This is a genomic window from Nocardia sp. JMUB6875 (assembly GCF_041154655.1).
Taxonomy (GTDB): Bacteria; Actinomycetota; Actinomycetes; order Mycobacteriales; family Mycobacteriaceae; genus Nocardia.
This window is the reverse complement of record NZ_BAAFGR010000041.1, coordinates 18,039-33,705: the sequence shown is the minus strand read 5'-3', so window position 1 is coordinate 33,705 and position 15,667 is coordinate 18,039. Positions and strand designations below refer to the sequence as shown.

At 69.9% G+C, this 15,667-nt stretch carries 12 protein-coding genes; 5 read left to right on the top strand and 7 right to left on the bottom strand.

What is annotated here, in order from left to right; genetic code table 11:
• Positions 1-135: 135 nt before the first annotated feature.
• The 5 genes from ACAM49_RS13140 to ACAM49_RS13120 all read right to left on the bottom strand — a co-directional run bounded on the left by ACAM49_RS13140 (position 136) and on the right by ACAM49_RS13120 (position 5,266).
• The gene (locus ACAM49_RS13140) at positions 136-675 is read right to left on the bottom strand and encodes a hypothetical protein (protein WP_369635752.1); all 540 of its coding nucleotides are present in this window, start codon (positions 673-675) and stop codon (positions 136-138) included.
• 73 nt (positions 676-748) lie between these two features.
• A complete protein-coding gene (locus ACAM49_RS13135; RefSeq protein WP_369635751.1) occupies positions 749-1,120 on the bottom strand; it encodes a nuclear transport factor 2 family protein in 372 nt (123 codons plus the stop codon).
• Positions 1,121-1,220: 100 nt separating this feature from the next.
• Positions 1,221-2,033 carry a formate dehydrogenase accessory sulfurtransferase FdhD gene (fdhD, locus tag ACAM49_RS13130; RefSeq protein WP_369635750.1) on the bottom strand — a complete coding sequence of 271 codons (813 nt, stop codon included), beginning with the start codon at positions 2,031-2,033 and terminating at the stop codon, positions 1,221-1,223.
• On the bottom strand, positions 2,030-4,330 hold the full coding sequence (locus ACAM49_RS13125) for an FdhF/YdeP family oxidoreductase (RefSeq protein ID WP_369635749.1): 2,301 nt from the start codon (positions 4,328-4,330) through the stop codon (positions 2,030-2,032). Before ACAM49_RS13125 ends, fdhD begins: the two co-directional genes overlap by 4 nt.
• A 498-nt stretch (positions 4,331-4,828) precedes the next feature.
• A complete protein-coding gene (locus ACAM49_RS13120; protein ID WP_369635748.1) occupies positions 4,829-5,266 on the bottom strand; it encodes a hypothetical protein in 438 nt (145 codons plus the stop codon).
• Between ACAM49_RS13120 and ACAM49_RS13115 the strand changes: the two genes are divergently transcribed.
• The 4 genes from ACAM49_RS13115 (at position 5,247) to ACAM49_RS13100 (ending at position 12,297) form a co-directional block, all read left to right on the top strand.
• Complete coding sequence (locus ACAM49_RS13115) at positions 5,247-5,810, top strand: hypothetical protein (protein WP_369635747.1); 564 nt, start codon at positions 5,247-5,249, stop codon at positions 5,808-5,810. The two genes, ACAM49_RS13120 and ACAM49_RS13115, sit on opposite strands and share 20 nt — an antisense overlap.
• Positions 5,807-7,108 (top strand): hypothetical protein, encoded by a 1,302-nt coding sequence (locus ACAM49_RS13110; protein ID WP_369635746.1) that lies wholly within the window; start codon positions 5,807-5,809, stop codon positions 7,106-7,108. Before ACAM49_RS13115 ends, ACAM49_RS13110 begins: the two co-directional genes overlap by 4 nt.
• Positions 7,105-9,144 (top strand): protein kinase, encoded by a 2,040-nt coding sequence (locus ACAM49_RS13105; protein WP_369635745.1) that lies wholly within the window; start codon positions 7,105-7,107, stop codon positions 9,142-9,144. The genes ACAM49_RS13110 and ACAM49_RS13105 overlap by 4 nt, the downstream gene beginning before the upstream one ends.
• A 96-nt stretch (positions 9,145-9,240) precedes the next feature.
• Positions 9,241-12,297, top strand: coding sequence for an FAD-dependent oxidoreductase (locus ACAM49_RS13100; protein WP_369635744.1), 3,057 nt, complete (start codon positions 9,241-9,243; stop codon positions 12,295-12,297).
• A 4-nt stretch (positions 12,298-12,301) separates the two neighbouring features.
• On the opposite strand, the gene ACAM49_RS13095 is transcribed toward ACAM49_RS13100, so the two are convergent.
• Complete coding sequence (locus tag ACAM49_RS13095; RefSeq protein WP_369635743.1) at positions 12,302-13,498, bottom strand: FHA domain-containing protein; 1,197 nt, start codon at positions 13,496-13,498, stop codon at positions 12,302-12,304.
• A gap of 142 nt (positions 13,499-13,640) precedes the next feature.
• Between ACAM49_RS13095 and ACAM49_RS13090 the strand changes: the two genes are divergently transcribed.
• The gene (locus ACAM49_RS13090) at positions 13,641-14,111 is read left to right on the top strand and encodes a hypothetical protein (RefSeq protein ID WP_369635742.1); all 471 of its coding nucleotides are present in this window, start codon (positions 13,641-13,643) and stop codon (positions 14,109-14,111) included.
• 6 nt (positions 14,112-14,117) lie between these two features.
• Here the strand turns inward: ACAM49_RS13090 and ACAM49_RS13085 are convergent, their stop codons facing one another.
• Complete coding sequence (locus ACAM49_RS13085; protein ID WP_369635741.1) at positions 14,118-15,656, bottom strand: FAD-dependent oxidoreductase; 1,539 nt, start codon at positions 15,654-15,656, stop codon at positions 14,118-14,120.
• Between the last annotated feature and the right edge of the window lie 11 nt (positions 15,657-15,667).

Here is a 15,667-nt window from a genome sequence, read left to right as displayed (position 1 = left end):
CGGTCGGTGGAACCGATCGCGCCCGTCGCGAGGATCGCCTTTGATCCCCCCTGGTTCGCCGTTGAACCTTTACTCCGTTACCCCGGAAATCGGTGTGGTTGGGTTACCTGTTACGACGGTGCGGGAGCGGAGAATTCATCGGCGCGGGGGCGGTTGCCGGCGAGGAAATTTCACGGTGAAGGGCGCGGGCTCCGGGACCGGGAAGCGCTCACGCGGGGAGACCAGCAGAATGGCCAGGCCCAGGGCCGGAATGGCCACGGCCGAGAGTAGTTCGAGGGTGAACGCGCCCGCGCCGAGGTCGCCGCGGTGGAAGGCGTGATAGATCAGATGCGGGACGCCGAAGACCAGCCAGCCGAAGCCGGAGACCCGGGCGATCACGCTGTCGCGGTAGTAGAGGGCGGCGCCGGAGATGGCCGCCAGGGCGAGGAAGAACGCCCCGACATCGGTGACCAGGTGATGGTTGTAGGGACCGTCCCCGCCCACCCAGTGCAGTCCGAATCCGGGGAAGCTGTCGTAGAACGAACTCGGCGCGAACAGCGCCCACAGCCCGGTGATCAGTCCGATCGCGACGAGCACCCCCAGCAGCGCGAACAGCGCGATCCAGCGCCTCCGGTTCACCTTGAGCCGGAAATTGACCCGCACCCCGTCGCCGGTGCCGCGTAACGAGATCCGCACAGGCCCTCCCGCCCTCGCCGAATCACTGTGCTGCCACCGTAATTCGGGGAGCGGGAGGGGACAAGCCCGTGGGTCAGATCTGCTCCATCTTCAGCTCCTCGGGTCCCCAGTAGGCCCGCATGCTGACGATCTTGCCCTCGTCGTTCAGCTCCATCACGTCGATGGGCGAGAGGGTCATCTTGTGGCCGTTGGAGACGGTGACCAGGGTGAAGTGCGCGGCCACCTGGTTGCCCGCCACCTTGACGGTGTGCAGCTCGGTCTCGCGGTCGAGGTTCTCGAGCGCCTTGTACAGCTCGCCGATGGCCTCGTGGCCGCGGCGTTCGGGGGTCCCGATCGGATCCTCGACCACCGCGTCCTCGGCGTAGAGGTCCACGATCGCGGAGGTGGGGCCGGTGGCGACCAGCTTCACGTACTGCTCGACGACATCCCGGGGCTGCGCTGCCATGGAAGACTCCCATCAAAATTGAAACGTGTTCTACTGCGGAGCCTAACAGCCGGGGAGCGCAAAAGGACCCCGCTGCCTCACCCGGTGGGACGATCCGCGCTCACAGCGCCAGGCGGTCCTCACCGGTGTAGACGTTCATGGTCTCGCCGCGCAGGAAACCGACCAGGGTGAGGCCGGATTCGGCGGCCAGATCCACCGCCAGCGAGCTCGGGGCCGACACCGCGCCCAGTACCGGGATGCCCGCCATGACGGCCTTCTGGACCAGCTCGAACGAGGCCCGGCCGCTCACCATGAGGATGAGATCGTGTGCGGGGAGCCGGTTTTCGCGCAGCGCCCAGCCGATCAGCTTGTCCACGGCATTGTGGCGGCCGATGTCCTCGCGCACCGCCAGCGCGACGCCGTCGGCGGTGAACAGGCCCGCGCCGTGCAGGCCGCCGGTGGCGTCGAAAACCTGCTGGCGGGACCGCAGTTCGGCGGGCAGCTTGGTCAGGGTGTGGACATCGAGACGCGGGGTGCCCGTCGGGATGGTGTGGCGGATGCGGGTGGTGACCTCGTCGAGCGCGGTCTTGCCGCAGAGTCCGCAGGAACTGTTGGTGAGGAACGGGCGCGGCGTGATCGGGACCGGGTTGCGCAGTTGCACATCCAGCACGTTGTAGGTGTTCTGCCCGTTCTCGTCGGTGCCCGCGCAGTAGCGGGCGCTGACGATGTCCTCGGCCGCGTCGATGATGCCCTCGGCGTAGAGGAACCCGTGCACCAGGTCGATGTCCGCGCCCGGCGTGCGCATGGTGACCGTCAACGACTGTCCGGCCGTGCGGATTTCGAGCGGCTCCTCCACCGCCAGGGTATCGGGCCGGGTGATGACGCCGGTGGGGGAGATACGCAGGGTACGACGGCGGGCGGTGACTCTACTCATGCGGTGTGGACGTGGCGTTCGAGGCGGATCGTGACCGCCTTGGAGACGGGCGTATTGGAGCGTTTGGCGACGTGGTCGAGGGGGATGAGCGGATTGGTCTCCGGGTAGTAGGCGGCGGCATTGCCGCGCGGGGTGGAGTAGGCGACCAGGCGGAAGGCGATGACCTTGCGTTCGGTGCCGTCCTCGAACTCCGAGATCACGTCCACGAGTTCGTCTTCGGCGAAACCGAGCGCGGCGATGTCCTCCGGATTGACCAGCACCACGCGCCGCCCGTTGTGGATGCCGCGGTAGCGGTCGTCGAGCCCGTAGATGGTGGTGTTGTACTGGTCGTGGCTGCGCAGGGTCTGCAGGATGAGCCGGCCCTCGGGGACCGGCAGCCAGTGCAGGTCGTTGACGGCGAAGTTGGCCTTGCCGGTGGCGGTGCGGAATTCGCGGGCGTCGCGCGGCGGGTGCGGGAGCTGGAAGCCGTTGCGGCCCCGGACCTTCGCGTTGTAATCCGTGCAGCCGGGCACCACTTTGGCGATGGCGTCGCGGATCTTGTCGTAGTCGCGCTGGAACTCCGCCCACGGCACGGAGTGGTCCGGGCCGAACAGCCGCTGGGCGAGCTCGCACACGATGGCGACCTCACTGTGCAGCTGATCGCTGACCGGGGTCAGGCGGCCGGTGGACAGGTGCACCATCGACATCGAGTCCTCGACCGAAACCTGTTGGCGCACACCGTTCTGCATGTCCTCATCGGTGCGGCCCAGGGTCGGCAGGATGAGCGCGGTCCGCCCGTGCACGACGTGGCTGCGGTTGAGTTTGGTCGAAACCTGCACGGTGAGTTCGCAATTGCGCAGCGCCGCCTCGGTGACCGCGGTGTCGGGGGTCGCGGAGACGAAGTTGCCGCCCATGCCGAAGAACACCTTGCCCTTGCCGTCGCGCATGGCGCGAATGGCGTTCACGGTGTCGAAGCCGTGCTCGCGCGGGCTGGTGATGCCGAATTCGCGGTCCAGGGCGGCCAGGAAGGTCTCGGGCATCTTCTCCCAGATGCCCATGGTGCGATCGCCCTGCACATTCGAATGCCCGCGCACCGGGCACACGCCCGCGCCGGGCTTGCCGATCATGCCGCGCAGCAACAGCAGATTGGTGGCCTCCTCGATGGTGGCCACGCCGTGCACCTGCTGGGTCAGGCCCATGGCCCAGCAGATGATGGTGGACTTCGATTCGGCCAGCAGCTTCGCGGTGCGGTCGAGATCCGCGCGGGTCAGGCCGGTGGCCTGCTCGACGATCCCGAGATCGACCGCGCGCATCTGCTTCTCGTATTCGGCGAAGCCCGCGGTGTGCGCGTCCACGAAGGCGCGGTCCACCACGGTGCCGGGCGCGCGGTCCTCGGCCTCGAACAGCAGCTTGGCCAGGCCCTGGAACAGCGCCATATCGCCGCCGAGGCGGATCTGCAGGAAGTCGTCGGCAATGGTGACGCCGCCGGTGAGGCCCTTCACCGTCTGCGGGTCCTTGAAACCGATGAGCCCGGTCTCGGGCAGCGGGTTGACGGCAATGACCTTGGCGCCGTGCGTCTTCGCCTCACCCAGCGCCGAGAGCATGCGCGGATGGTTGGTGCCCGGGTTCTGCCCGGCCACGATGATCAGATCGGCCTTCGAGAAGTCGTCGATGGTGACCGAGCCCTTGCCGATGCCGATCGAGCTGGTCAGCGCGGTGCCCGAGGACTCGTGGCACATGTTCGAGCAGTCGGGCAGGTTATTGGTGCCGAAGCTGCGGACCAGCAACTGGTACAGGAACGCCGTCTCGTTGGCGGTGCGGCCGGAGGTGTAGAAGACGGCCTCGTCGGGGGAGTCCAGGCCGTTGAGCTGATCGGCGATCAGGCGGTAGGCGTCGTCCCAGGCGATGGGGGAGTATTGGGTGTCGCCCTCGCGCAGCACCATCGGATGGGTGAGGCGGCCCTGCTGGCCGAGCCAGTAACCGGACTTCTCGGCGAGGTCGTCGATGGAGTGCTCGGCGAAGAATTCGGGGGTGACGGTGCGCAGGGTCGCCTCCTCGGCGACGGCCTTGGCGCCGTTCTCGCAGAACTCCGCCGGACGACGGCGACCGGTCGGTTCGGGCCAGGCGCAGCCGGGGCAGTCGAAGCCGTGGCGCTGATTCACCCGGGCCAGCGTGCGCGCGGTGCGCACCACGCCCATCTCCTCGACCGCGCGCTCGAGCGCGACCGTGACCGCCTTGACACCCGCGGCCTCGGTCTTCGGCGCGGTGACGGTCAGGGCGGACTCGTCGATGTCACTCTTCGGCGCGGCACGGTGCATGGTCCCGATTGTCCTCTCGTCGTCTGCCGACGCGAACGCGCGTCCCAGTCGGTCACCGCATCGTAGGACGCGAAACATCAGGTTCGCCGTACTGGTCGGTCTTCTGTGTGAACGGGCGTGATCATCACCGCGATAGACAAGGCGGCGGGGGCGTTGATGGCCTTACCATCTAACAAGCGAGGTCACGCCGATGAAGAAAACTGCCCACTCTGGTCGGCGTGCCGGTGGGGACCGGCATGCGAAACTGGCCCGCGCGGTGAGACTTTCACCCCGGACCTTACATCTGTTCCTGATGCTCGCGGCAGTAGCCGCGCTCATCGTGCCCGCAGCTACCGGGTGGGCGAATCCGGGTGTCACCCAACCCGTTCCGATCACCACCGTATCCATTCCCGCGGCAGCGCTGCCCGTACCGGCGAAAGTGCCGACCACGACGGCGAATCCGCCGCAGAACAAGAGCTGCGGCGCCGACTGCACCGGCACCCACGACGGCGTGCCCGGTCAGAGCAACCACTGCGACGATCCGACCAAGTGCGACGGCTCCGGCACCAGCGACGGCAAATGCACCGGTGAAGGCTGCCTGAAACCCCAGTACTGCCCGGATGGTTCGGTCAAGCCGTCGAGCGGAACGTGCCCGACGACGCCGAAGACCGAGTACTGCCCCGACGGATCGGTCAAGCCCTCCGGCGGGACCTGCCCCACGCCGAAGGTGGAGTACTGCCCGGACGGATCCGTGAAACCGTCGAGCGGGACCTGTCCGACGCCGAAGGTCGAGTATTGCCCGGATGGTTCGGTGAAGCCGTCCAGTGGGGTCTGTCCGACGACGCCGAAGGTCGAGTATTGCCCGGATGGTTCGGTGAAGCCGTCGAGCGGGGTGTGCCCGACGACGCCGAAGACCGAGTACTGCCCGGACGGGTCGGTGAAACCATCGAGTGGCATCTGCCCCACCAAGGATCAGGGTGGCGTCAAACCGCCGACTCCGAATCAGCCACAGCCGCAGCCCAATCCGGTGATACCCACTACGCCGGTGGTGACCACGCCGCCGCCGACCACCGATGTCGTGCCGCCCAGCGCGGAACCCAAGCCCCCGGTCACGACCACGCCGGTTCCGGCGCAGACCTCCGGCCTGTCGCTGAACCCGCCCGCGGTGCCGCCCGGCGCGCAGGTGACGGCCACCGGCAGCGGGTGCGAGCCCGGCTCCGATGTCCGTCTCTCGATCGGTGGTGCCAAGGCCGGTGACACCAAGGCTCGTTCCGATGGCGGGTTCGAGGCCACCCTCACCACGGGTGACACCGAGATCGGCCAGCACGAGGTGACCGCCGAGTGCGGTAAGAAACTGGCCGCCGACCTGGACATCGTGCTGGTCAGCCAGGTCGGTGGCGGCGCGGCCACGATGACCGTCCTGCTGTTCTTCCTGCTGATCGGCGGCTGGTTCTACGGCCACCGCCTGGTCACCCATCTCCCGGCTCGGAGGCCCCGATGATCGATCGCACCCCCCGCCGAACGGTGATCGCGGCGCTGCTCTTCCTGATCTCGGCGGTGGTACTCGGCGCCGGGCCCGCGGCCGCGGACGGCGGCGTGAGCGCGAAGGCGACCGTCGACGGCCGCGCGATCGCAGGTGCGAACGCCGGCAATCCGGTGCGCCTGGATCCCAAGAAGGTGGTGCTGGTCGTCGTCGAGGTGACCAATGGCACCGCGAATCCGGTCTCGGTTCGACGGGTGGATCTGGCCGGGCATGTGCTCGGGCTGAACTTCTACTCCTATTCCACGACGGTCGAAATGAATGTCGCGGCGGGCAAGACCGAGAAGCTGACCTATCGGTTGGATCCGGCCGGGCTCGACGGTCAGGCCACCGGGCTCATCGGCTCCGATCTCACGCTGATCGGCGGTGACGGGAAGCCGCTGACCTCCGTGCACACGGTGGTGGATGTGCGCGGCTCGCTGCTGTCGGTGTACGGCCTGTTCGGCATCATCCTCGCGGTGCTGACCGCGCTGGCCATCGCCGACGCGGCCCTGACCGTTGCGCGCCACCGGCTTTCGGCCAATCGCTGGCAGCGCGGCCTGCGCCTGCTGGCGCCCGGCATCGGGATCGGGTTGATGACCGGGTTCACCGCCTCGGTGGCGCGCTGGTGGGTGCCGGGCACCGCTCTCTGGCTGTCGCTGGCCGGGGCCACCGCCGCCGTCTTCTTCCTGGCCGGGTATCTCTCCCCGACCCCGGGACAGTCCGACGACCTGGGGCTGGATCCCGAAGATCTCGCCGCCGCAAAGGAACTCGACGCACTGGGCTTCCCGGCAGGCACACCCGCAGGCCCGGTCAGTCCACCCGTCGGCTTCCCCGCCAGCCCGCCAGCCGGATTCGGTCCGGCACCCAATTCCGGTCCAATCGGCCCGAATCCGCCCTATGGCGGGACCTTCCCCGACCTGGCCCCGGTCGGGCAGCCCGGCGGAACGTTCCGCGACCTCCCGGTGCCGGGTCAACCCGGAACGGAGGGCGAGACGCAGAAGATCAATACCGGCGGCCGATATCCGGGCAACGGTCCGCTGGCCTCGGCCATGGGACCGAACTCGGGCGGGATGCCGACGGTGAGTCACCCGGCCGGTCCGACCCCGCCGGGTGTGGTGCGGCCGCGTGGACCCGGTGGGTTCGGTGAGACCACCATCGGGCGGGGTGTGGACCTGGGCAAGGGCGCGCCGGTGCCGATCGAGCTGGGTGAGGACGAGCCGACGATACGGAGTGCTCCTGAGGGGCAGGGCTTTTCGGCCGGGGGCTCGGGTCGATGAGCGTGGCGAATCTGACCGACGCCGATCTGGCGCGGGTGCGGGCGGCGCTGCCGGGGTACGAGGTCGGCGGGCAGATCGGGCGCGGCGGCTGCGGGGTGGTGCTGGCCGGGATCCATCGCGGGCTGAACCGCCGGGTCGCGATCAAGCAGATTCCGCCGCAGTTCGCCGACGATATGCAGGTGCGGCGGCGGTTCGTGGACGAGGCGCGGGTCATGGCCGCGCTCGATCACCCGCATGTGGTGCCGGTGTACGACTACGTCGAGACCGACGACATGTGCCTGCTGGTGCTGGAGTATCTGCCCGGCGGGACGGTCGAGAACCGTTTCATCTCAGCGGGATTCGAGGCTACCGCCGCGCTGGCGGTGGCGCTGTCCTGCGCGGCCGGACTGGACGCGGCGCACCGCGGCGGCGTGCTGCACCGGGACGTGAAGCCGTCCAATCTCATGTTCGCCGCCAACGGCCAGCTCAAGCTCACCGACTTCGGCATCGCCAAGATCGTCGGCGGCGAGGACACCCTGGTCACCCGCGCCGGGGAGATCATCGGCACCCCGTCCTACATCGCGCCCGAACAGGTTCGCGGCCAGCAGCTTTCGCCCGCCACCGACGTCTACGCCCTGGCGACCATGCTCTACCAGTTGCTCTCGGGCGTGCTCCCGTTCCCGCCCGGCCCCGACGCCCTGGCCCTGCTCTTCGCCCACGCCTACGGCGAACCGGTCCCGCTCACCGAGGTCGCCCCCTTCGTCCCGCAGCCCATCGCCGAGGCCGTCATGCGCGGCCTGGCCCCCGACCCGTCCGACCGCTTCGAGACCGCCGAAACCTTCGGCGTCGCCCTGGCCGAACCCGCCGCCCACTTCTGGGGCACGAATTGGCTGACCCCCGTGGGTATTCCGGTGATCGGCGCGGACACCATCGTCGCGGCCGCCACCGGCAGCTCCCGCGGCCCGCGCGTTATCGGCCCCTTCGGCCCGCAGACTCCGCCCCCGATGGGCGGCCAGGACCCCTACACACCGCCACCGATGCGCGGACCACGCAACCCGAACTCCACCACCGCGGACTCGCTGCCGCGCGCACCGCAGCCGATGAACCGCACCGGTCCACAGGCCGGACGCCCGGGACCGCCTCTCGGTCGCGGGCCCCAACCCCAGCGTGCCCCGGCGGGATTCGGGCCTCGGCCGGGTCCGCCGGGCCGCCCGGTCGCGGGCCCGACCGTGCCGCTGGAAAGGATGCGACCCAAGGAGCCGATTCAGCGCGGCGGGGCGCGGCTGGCGGAGGTAGAGCGGGCGGATCTGGTGCCGGTGCAACGGGTGGTCACGCTGCCGTCGCCGCGGGTGCCGTTCCTGGCGGCGGGGGTGCTGGCGGCGGTGACCGTGGGGGCCGCGCTGCTCGGTGTCGGGACGGCGGATCGGGATGTGCCGCCCGCCGGGATGATTCGGATCGGTGGTGTCGATCCCGCCGCGCAGACGGTCGACCTGGATCTGTCCAAGCCGATCCCCATCACGGTTTCCGGGGCGGATGCGGATGGCGCGAAGCTGTCGGTGGATGTGCTGGGCGTGCGCGCGGGCGGGCAGAGCGCGGCGCTGCAGGGCGGGTCCGGGGAGCTGTCGCCGCCGGTGAATCGGTATGTGCTGGGCGGGGCGATGACCGCGGATCTATCGTTGACGCGCAATGGGTCCGAGACCTCGCACTATCGATTCGCGGCCAAGGCCAAGCAACCGGCGACCACCACGGCGACGGCGGTCGGCGTACTGCTGCTCCTGCTGTTCGCGGGTGCCTATGCCGAATCCAACGCGCGAACCCTGCGCCGGGGCAGTGCGCGTTTCGCGTCGACGGTCGGGCTGACGATCAGTATGGGACTGCTCGGTGTGGCGCTGGTCGGTGCGTCCTGGGTGCTGCTGGGTCGTGAACCCACGCTGCTCGGTGTGATCGTCTGTGCGGCAGGCGGTGTCGCGGCGGGGCTGGCCCTCGCGACCGGGTGCCGCCGGGTCGGCAAGCGATATCGCTATGTGCGGATCCAACGGCTGCGTGAGCGCGCCTGACGAGTTGGCGGCAATGGGTAATGGCGGGCCTGTTCTCAGGCGATATACGCACGAGCGCACCACGATCGGCGGTCGCGGGGAGACAGGGGTGGGACCATGGCCGGGCGGCCGGTAATCGAGATCCGGGAATGGGGGCGGCCCACGCGGCGGCAGATGCTGGACGGGCCGCTCGTCTTCGGGCGCGACGGCAGCAATGTCGTGCTGGCCGACAGCGGGGTGTCCCGGCAGCATCTGCGGCTGGTGCCAACGCCGACCGCGCTGTCGGTGGTGGACCTGGGCAGCCGCAACGGCACCACCGTCAACGGGGTGGCGCTGACCGGGCGGCGCGAGCTCGTCACCGGTGATGTGGTGCGGCTGGGCCGCAGCGAGATCCTGGTGCTGCACACGCCCACCGCCGACGTCACCGAGCATGAGCATTCCGATACGGTGCTCGGTCCTTCGGGGCCGCTGCCCCGCCCGCCCGGCGCGGAGGCGGCCCCGCCGCGGTGGGTGGCTCTTGCCAACCGGGTCCTCGGCATCGATCCGAGCGGGGAGCGAAATCTGTTCCCCGCCTTCACCGAATTGCCGAGCCGGATTCCGCTGCCGGTCTGGCGTGGGGTGCGGTTCCTGAGCATCGGGATCTATCTGGCGTTGATCGTCACCCTGTTCGTGCGGCCCGCGGCCGGGCTGTTCTGGTTCTTCAAGGTGGTCGTCCCGATCCTGCCCGGGCTGTTCCTGATCGCACCGGGCTTGTGGCGCAACACCTGTCCGCTGGCCGCCACCAACCAGTTGCCGCGACTGTTCCGGTTCACGCGTGCGGCGACGCCGCCGGTGTGGATGCAGCGGCGCGGGTATCTGATCGCCGTCGCCTTGTTCTTCGGTATCGCCGGATCGCGGGTCGCGGGTCTGGACCGCAATGGAATCGCCACGGGCATAGTGCTTTCCGCCGTCCTGCTGGCCGCCTTCACCGGCGGTGTCGCGTTCAAGGGCAAGTCCGGCTGGTGCAGCAGCATCTGCCCGCTGTTCCCGCTGCAGCGCGCCTACGGGCAGACGCCGTTCGTCACCATCGCCAACAATCACTGCCAGCCGTGCGTCGGCTGCGCCAAGAACTGCTTCGACTTCAAACCGCGCGCCGCCTACCAGGCCGATATGGCCGATCCAGAGCGTGGGTGGAGCGCGCCGCGCAAGCTGTTCGCGGCCGCGCTGCCCGGATTCGTGCTCGGCTTCATGGTGCTGGCCGGATACGCGAATCTGCCGGTGCTGAACCGGTATCTGGTGCTGGCGGTGTTCATGCTGGCCGCCATCGGCGTCTTCTTCGCGGTCGAGGCGCTGACCGGGGTGAGCGCGGCCGTGCTGGCGGCGGTGTACGCGGTGGTGGCGTTGAACGTCTTCTACTGGTTCGCTGGGCCGGTGCTGCTGAGCTCGTTCGACACGCTCACCGGGGTGAACGTGGCGTGGCTGCGGTGGCTGATCAGCCTTTTCGTGCTGGCGGCCACAGTCCTGTTCCTGGCTCGGACGCGGGTCAGCGAGTTGCAGTACGCACTGACCACCGGGGCCCGCGCCGAACCGGTGCTGTTGCCTTTCCCGCGGCCGCGCGCCGATACCGAAAAGCCCGCCGCGGCAGGTCCTTCGGTGATCATGGACGGCACCACCGTCGCGGCCGAGACCGGCGCCAGCCTGCTCGAGCTCGCCGAGCGGGCGGGCCTGCCGCTGGAATCGGGCTGCCGCATGGGCGTGTGCGGCGCGGACCCCGTCGCCATCCTCGAAGGCGCGGGCCAGCTCTGCGAACCCACCGGGGACGAGCAGAACACGCTGCGGCGACTGGGATTCGCCGACAACACCCGCATGGCCTGCTGCGCCCGGGTCAACGGCGGCGGCGTCCGGGTCGCTCTCACCCCCGAGCCCGGCCACGGAATCGGCACGCGCCCGGCCAGTTTCGACCGCTCCCTCGTGAGCCTGGTCGTCCTCGGCAACGGCATCGCGGGCGTCACCGCCGCCGACTTCCTGCGCCGCGGCCACCCCGACTGCGAAATCCACCTGGTCGGCCGCGAATCCCACGACTTCTACAACCGCATGGGCATCTCCCGCTTGATACCGGGCCGCTCCGCCATGCAGGGCCTGCACCTGCTGCCCGAGCAGTGGTACGAGGAGCACCGCATCCACCCGTGGCTCAATACCCTTGCCACCCACCTGGATCCGCGCACCCAGCGCGTCCACCTCGGCACCGGCGACGTGCTGCCCTACGACCGGCTCATCATCGCCACGGGAGCCGCGGCGGCGCTGCCGGAGATCGACGGACTGCACCGGCCCGGCAGCTTCGTGCTGCGCGAAGCGGGCGACGCCCTCCAGATCCGCGCCTACGCCCAGCAGCACCGGTGCACCCGCGCGGTGGTCGCGGGCGGCGGCCTGCTCGGGCTGGAAGCGGCATACGCGCTGCACCAGTTGGGATTACGCGTCACCGTGCTGGAGCGTGGCGAGCGCCTGCTGAGCAAGCAACTCGACCGTCGCGCCTCCGCGATCGTGCTGGACCACTTCACCCGCGCCGGAATCGAAGTGCGGCATCGCGCCGAAACCGCAGCGCTGGTGGGGAATCCTGACGGTTCGAGCCCGGTCGCCGCCGCGATTCTGAAGGACGGCACCGCTGTTCCCTGTGAGGTCTTCCTGGCCTCCATCGGCATCCGCCCCAATATGGATCTCGCGCAGCGCGCCGGAATCCCGGTCCGGCGTGGCATTCTCGTCGACGACCGCATGCGCACCGCCGCACCGAACGTCTACGCGGCCGGGGACGTCGCCGAACATCGCGACCGCGTGCTCGGACTGTGGCCCATCGCGGCCGAGCAGGCGCAGGCCGCGGCCGTCAACGCCCTCGGCGGCGACCAGGTGCTGACCGCGGAGACGCCCGCGACCATCCTCAAGGGCGTCGGCCTGGAACTGTTCAGCATCGGCCAGGTCGAGCCCGGCCAGCGCGATGAGGTCATAGTCGTCGACCGCGCCTTCCAGAAGTCCTACCGCCGCCTGATCCTCTCTCAGGGCCGGGCCGTCGGCGCGATCGTCCTCGGCCACCACCCCACCGACGTGGCCGCCGCCCAACAGGCCGTGCGCGCCCGCAAGGAGATCAACCCGTTCTCCCGCAACGACTTACAGCGAGGGGACTGGTCGTCGCTACAGGGCTGAGGCCTCAGTTGGTGCGGTAGGTGAGAATCCGCTCGCCGATCCGCAGACTCCAGCCGACCTTCAACTCCATCGGGCGCTGGCCGACCCGAACCCAGTCCGCCGCGCCGGGAGCGGCCACGAATGTGCCGCCCGGCGTACCCGCATCGCGCACGTACACCAGGCCGTTCTCGATGAATACGCGTGCGTGCACCCGCGATACGTGGCGGTCGCGGGCAATGACGATGGGGGAGGCCACCGCTCGGCGCACCGCCTCGTCGATCATCGGGTCGCGGCCGATCACGTAAGGCCGATCCAGCGGATACACCGCGCCCTCGGTGCTCGTCAGCGCACCGCCCGCCGCGGCCATGGTCGAGGTGGTGGGCGGTGGCGGACCGGACGCCCCGCGCGGCTGGGGCTCCTCCTCGACCTCCGCGACATAGGCGGCGGTCGGCGGCTGATCCTCCGGGTCCGGACGATTGTCGCGTCGACTCGGTTTGCTCGAAGCGGGAACGGGCGCAGCGGCTTTCGCGGGTGATTTCGTGAGGTCAGGTCCGCCGTCGCCCGCCAACCGGGATCCGGGAGCGGGGGTGGTGGCGACGACGCGCGGGTTCTCCGGCTCCGGCGCGGGTTCGGGAGGCGTCGTAACCGGTTGGCCACGACCGGATTCGGGTGCCGGGCTGGGAGTCTGGGCGGCCGCGGAACTCTCCGCGGCCGCGGGCGCGGGTTCGCTGGTGCGCGGGGCACTCAAACCCGAGACCGGGGCATGCAGGACGAATCCGCCGCCGACCACGATTCCGGAGCGGAGGTCGGTGTGGGCGACTTCGCGGGCCGCGCCGTCGGCGGCGACGGTGAGGCGGCGCACCGGGTCACGCACGATCTCATCGGCCCAGGTCATGGCGCGTTCCCCGGACATCCGGTACGCGCCTTCCGGCCCGTCCACCGCGGCCGTCACCGCGCCGCGCAGCAGAACCAGGATCCCGCCCGCGGTCGGCGCGACTACTCCGAAGGCCGGTGGCTGCGCGGAACCGCTGCTGAACACGGTCGCCGCCAGGCGCTGCGCGAGCGCGGCACCGGGATCGGCGGCCGTGGCCGCGGTCTCGGCGGCGCCGATAATCCGTTCCGTGGAAGGGCTTTCGCCGACCAGGAAGATGACCACATTCCCGAAGCGGGCCACCAGCCCCGCCCCCGGTATCAACCCGACCGTCGTCGGAATCCGACCCATCCGCGCCTCCCTCTCCCGGCGCTCACAACATCGCAGCCAAGCATAGGGCCGTTCCACACCGTCCCGCAGCGACACTTGGCCGGCCCGAGCGACACGGATCCCGCCAGATTGCCGCAATGCCGCCCATAGCCGGAAGCTACGGGTGAGGATCGAGGCACGTGCCGGTGCTACCGGGCCCGGCATCACCGATGAGGACCGAACCATGATGGGCACGATCACCAGGACCACCACCGCGGCCGCGGTCGGTTGCGCCGCGCTCGCGACCGTCGCCGGACTGGCCGCACCCGCCGGGGCAACCGCCACCCGGATCGGCATCGACCCGGGCATCAGCTTCGGCATGGCCAGCAACTACGGCACCGGATGCAGCTACAACCTCGACGGATACGTGGACGACCCCAGTACTCCGGTCGTCTTCTACGACAACAGCGTCCCGATCGGCGTCGTGAGGCCGTCGGGCACACTGGCCCAGATCCGCTGGACACCCACCACCACCGGGCAGCACCGCCTCCAGATCTGGCAGTACCACCCCAACTCCGAGGACGTGTTCCCCTACGTCGACATCCACGTGGGCACCGGCATCTCCACCGGCTCCGGCTGCAACGTCTTCGGCTGACTTCGGTCAGTCGAGTGCGGCGAGCGCGGCCGGTTCGGCGGCCTTGCGGTCCTCGGCGACGAGGCCGATGCGGGTGCGGCGGTCGAGGAGGTCCGACTCGTCCAGCGCGGCCTCGTGGGTGACCGCGAAGGCGAATTCGGCGGCGGTGACATCCATTCCGGGGGCGACCTCGGCGGCCAGCGACGGGTGCTGCTCGGCCAGGGCGAGGACCGTCGTGGCCTCGCTACCGTAGCGCTCGACCAGACGCGGCGAGGCCTGGATGGCGTCGCGGGCCGCGCCGGAGACCGCGCCGACCAGGGGCAGCTGGCGGGTGCGGCAAGGGGTCGCGGCCAGGTGTGCGTGGGCGACCGCGGCATCGACGGCGTCCTCGGCCATCTTGCGGTAGGTGGTGAGCTTGCCGCCGACCACGGTGATCACGCCGGTAGGGGAGGTGAGGACCGCGTGCTCGCGGGAGATGTCGGCGGTGGAGTTGTCGCCGGTGCGCAGCAGTGGGCGCAGGCCCGCGAAGGTGCCGCGAATATCACTGCGGCTCAGCGGCTCTCGGAGCACCGTGTTGACGGTGTCGAGCAGGAAGTCGATCTCGCCGTCTGTGGCGTGCGGGACGTCCGGCACCTGGCCGGGTGCTTCTTCGTCGGTGAGGCCCAGGTAGACCCGGTTGTGCGCGGCCGGGAACGCGAAGATGAAACGGCTGGTGCTGCCCGGGATCGGCACGGTCAGGGAGGCGGTGAGGCCGCCGAAGGCCGCCGCGTCGAACACCAGGTGGGTGCCGCGTGAAGGACGTAGCTCGATGCTCGGATCCACCTGATCGGCCCACACGCCCGCGGCATTCACCACCGAACGCGCTGTCACGTCCAGGGTTTCGCCGGTGAGCACGTCCCGCAGCGTGGCCGAGGTGCCGGTGACATTTACGGCCTCGACCCGGGTCAGCACCGCCGCGCCCTCGCGCGCGGCCGTGCGGGCAATGGCCACCACGAGTCGCGCGTCATCCACCAATTGCCCGTCCCACGCGAGCAATCCGCCGCGCAGTCCGGCCCGCCGCACGGTCGGGGCGAATCGCAGCGCCTCCGCCGCGGCCACCCGACGCGAGCGCGGCAGCACCGAGGCCGGGGTGCCCGCCGCCCGACGGAGCACATCGCCCGCGAGGAAACCGGTGCGCACCAACAGCTTCTGCGCCGTGCCGATGCTCGGCAGCAGCGGAACCACCTGCGGCAGCGCCCGGGTCAGATGCGGTGCGGTGCGGGTCAGCAGGATGTCGCGCTCGACCGCGCTCTCGTGCGCGATCCCCACCCCGCCGCTGGCCAGATACCGCAGCCCGCCGTGCACCAGCTTGGAACTCCACCGGCTGGTCCCGAACGCGAAGTCGTGCTTCTCGACGAGCACCGTCCGCAATCCGCGCGCGGCCGCGTCCAAAGCCACACCGGCACCGGTGATTCCGCCGCCGATCACCAGCACATCGATGTCACCGCCGTCCCCGAGCTGCCGCAACTCCCGCTGCCGCCGCTCCGCGTTGAGCGCCGAGTCGCCCCGAGTCGTATTGGTAGCCATAGTCAGACCTT

Coding starts and splice junctions, on each gene's coding strand:
- ACAM49_RS13120 (WP_369635748.1), bottom strand. CDS start 5,266: ATGCCACTCGATGGTTTCACCGACCCGTCCGGGCAGTACTCGGTCTTC.
- ACAM49_RS13135 (WP_369635751.1), bottom strand. CDS start 1,120: ATGGCAGCGCAGCCCCGGGATGTCGTCGAGCAGTACGTGAAGCTGGTC.
- ACAM49_RS13095 (WP_369635743.1), bottom strand. CDS start 13,498: ATGGGTCGGATTCCGACGACGGTCGGGTTGATACCGGGGGCGGGGCTG.
- ACAM49_RS13110 (WP_369635746.1), top strand. CDS start 5,807: ATGATCGATCGCACCCCCCGCCGAACGGTGATCGCGGCGCTGCTCTTC.
- ACAM49_RS13125 (WP_369635749.1), bottom strand. CDS start 4,330: ATGCACCGTGCCGCGCCGAAGAGTGACATCGACGAGTCCGCCCTGACC.
- ACAM49_RS13100 (WP_369635744.1), top strand. CDS start 9,241: ATGGCCGGGCGGCCGGTAATCGAGATCCGGGAATGGGGGCGGCCCACG.
- fdhD (WP_369635750.1), bottom strand. CDS start 2,033: ATGAGTAGAGTCACCGCCCGCCGTCGTACCCTGCGTATCTCCCCCACC.
- ACAM49_RS13085 (WP_369635741.1), bottom strand. CDS start 15,656: ATGGCTACCAATACGACTCGGGGCGACTCGGCGCTCAACGCGGAGCGG.
- ACAM49_RS13105 (WP_369635745.1), top strand. CDS start 7,105: ATGAGCGTGGCGAATCTGACCGACGCCGATCTGGCGCGGGTGCGGGCG.